Source organism: Salegentibacter sp. (assembly GCF_041642575.1).
Lineage (GTDB): Bacteria > Bacteroidota > Bacteroidia > Flavobacteriales > Flavobacteriaceae > Salegentibacter.
The window spans coordinates 1-2,211 of sequence record NZ_JBEPWD010000185.1 but is presented as its reverse complement, the minus strand read 5'-3'; the positions used below and the strand labels follow the sequence as shown (position 1 = coordinate 2,211).

The following is a 2,211-nucleotide window of genomic DNA, read 5'->3' as shown; positions in this document are numbered from 1 at the left end:
CCGAATTTTTCCCGGTGTTCCATTGCATTTTTATAGGCATCATCAAAGGTGTCGCCCTTCAGAACAACCTCAACCCATTCCCCGCCAAACATTCTGGTTTGTTCCACCTTTTGGCGTGGGGTGGTACCCGGCATATAGATCACGCCCTTTGCCTGCAGTTTATTACAGGCAAAGGCAACACCTTGTGCGTGATTTCCGGCGCTGGCACAAATTACACCCCTGTCTAACTGCTCTTGCGGAAGGCTGGAGATCTTGTTATATGCTCCCCTAATTTTATAGGAACGTACCTGTTGCAGATCTTCCCTTTTCAGCAAAATATTTGCTGAATAGCGGTTGCTGTAGGTAAAAGAAGGTGCAAGTGGTGTTTTCACCACCACCTTTTTAATCCGCTCTGCAGCTTCTTTTACCGCTTCCAGACTGGGTTTATATATTTTGGTTTCTGCCAGCAAAGTGCTCATCTTATTCGTGTATTTTCTTCATTGCAGTCATCGCTTTTCTAAGCCTTCCCCCTACTTTTTCTACAGGATGTTGCCTGATTTCATCATTAACCGCAATTAACTGCTGATTGTCCACTCCGGTATAATCAGTTCCGAAAGAATGGCCTATAACCTCTTTTGGCAAGCCGTTTACATAATCTTTAATAAGTGGTTTGGCCGAATGATCAAATAAATAACAACCATATTCAGCTGTGTCTGAAATGATACGGTTCATCTCATACAATTTCTTCCTGGCTATCGTGTTGGCGATAAGCGGAACTTCATGCAACGACTCGTAATAAGCCGATTCCTCGATAATTCCGGCCTCGACCATAGTTTCAAAGGCAAGTTCCACCCCTGATTTCACAAAAGCTGTTAGCAAAACTCCTTTATCGAAATATTCCTGCTCGCTGATCTTTTCTGAAGTTGCTTCAGTCTTCTCAAATGCGGTCTGACCGGTTTCTTCACGCCATTCCAAAAGTTCTTTATCATCGTTGGCCCAGTCCTGCATCATCCTGCTACTGAAAGCTCCCGAAATGATATCGTCCATATGCTTTCTGAAAAGCGGACGCATTTTCACCTTTAATTCATCAGCAATTTCATTGGCTCTTAATTTGGCCGGATTAGAAAGCCGATCCATCATATTGGTGATCCCTCCGTGTTTTAAAGCTTCAGTTATGGTTTCCCAGCCATACTGAATCAGTTTTGCGGCATATCCCGGTTCAACGCCATCCGCCACCATCTTATCGAAGCTCAAAATAGATCCTGTTTGCAATACCCCACAAAGAATGGTTTGCTCTCCCATAAGATCTGATTTCACTTCAGCCACAAAAGAAGATTCCAGCACTCCTGCCCTGTCCCCACCTGTCGCCACAGCATAGGCTTTAGCCCATTTCAGACCTTTCCCGGCAGGATCGTTTTCCGGATGCACCGCGATAAGGGTTGGCACCCCAAATCCGCGTTTGTATTCCTCCCGAACCTCGGTTCCGGGGCATTTGGGAGCGACCATAATTACAGTGATATCTTCCCTGATCTTCATCCCTTCTTCCACGATATTAAATCCGTGGGAATAGGAAAGCACCGCATCTTTCTTAATATGAGGTTGAATAGCTTTTATTACTGAAGTATGTTGTTTATCTGGCGTTAGGTTAATTACTAAATCTGCCTGGGGAATAAGTTCCTCGTAGGTACCCACTTTAAAACCGTTTTCTGAAGCGTTTTTAAAAGACTGGCGTTTTTCCTTAATAGCTCCTTCTCTCAAAGCATAAGAAATGTCCAGACCGCTATCGCGCATATTCAGGCCCTGATTAAGGCCCTGGGCTCCACAGCCAACAATTACTATTTTCTTGTCTTTTAAGGCAGCTACACCATCTTTGAATTCGTCCCTTTGCATAAAACGACAGGTCCCTAACTGGGCCAGTTGTTCTCTTAACGGTAAGCTGTTAAAATAGTTTGTCATAACTTCTAATTAATTGGTTGTATTAAATTGTTCTAATAATTTTGAGATCTGCATCTCTTGTTTGGTCACCGCAATTGTGCCCGAGCGCACAAACTGCATCAACCCGTATGGTTTTAATTTTTCGTAAAGGCTATCGGTTTCACTGCGCTTTCCTGTTTTTTCTATCACAAAGAATTTGGGAGTCACCGTCACGATTCGTGCATTGGTTCCTTTTATAAAATCCTGAATACTGAGATCGCCTACAAATTCTGATGAATTCACTTTGTACAGCGCGGT

General features: G+C 43.6%; 2 protein-coding genes and 1 pseudogene. All 3 read right to left on the bottom strand.

Annotated elements, in window-relative coordinates; genetic code table 11:
- Window positions 1-458, bottom strand: a 458-nt coding sequence (locus ACESK1_RS13140; RefSeq protein ID WP_372920625.1) for a pyridoxal-phosphate dependent enzyme, incomplete at its 3' end; no start/stop codon positions are given.
- A 1-nt stretch (window position 459) separates the two neighbouring features.
- Window positions 460-1,935 carry a ketol-acid reductoisomerase gene (ilvC, locus tag ACESK1_RS13135; RefSeq protein ID WP_372920624.1) on the bottom strand — a complete coding sequence of 492 codons (1,476 nt, stop codon included), beginning with the start codon at window positions 1,933-1,935 and terminating at the stop codon, window positions 460-462.
- 9 nt (window positions 1,936-1,944) lie between these two features.
- Window positions 1,945-2,211: pseudogene (locus tag ACESK1_RS13130) on the bottom strand (acetolactate synthase small subunit); the annotation flags it as partial.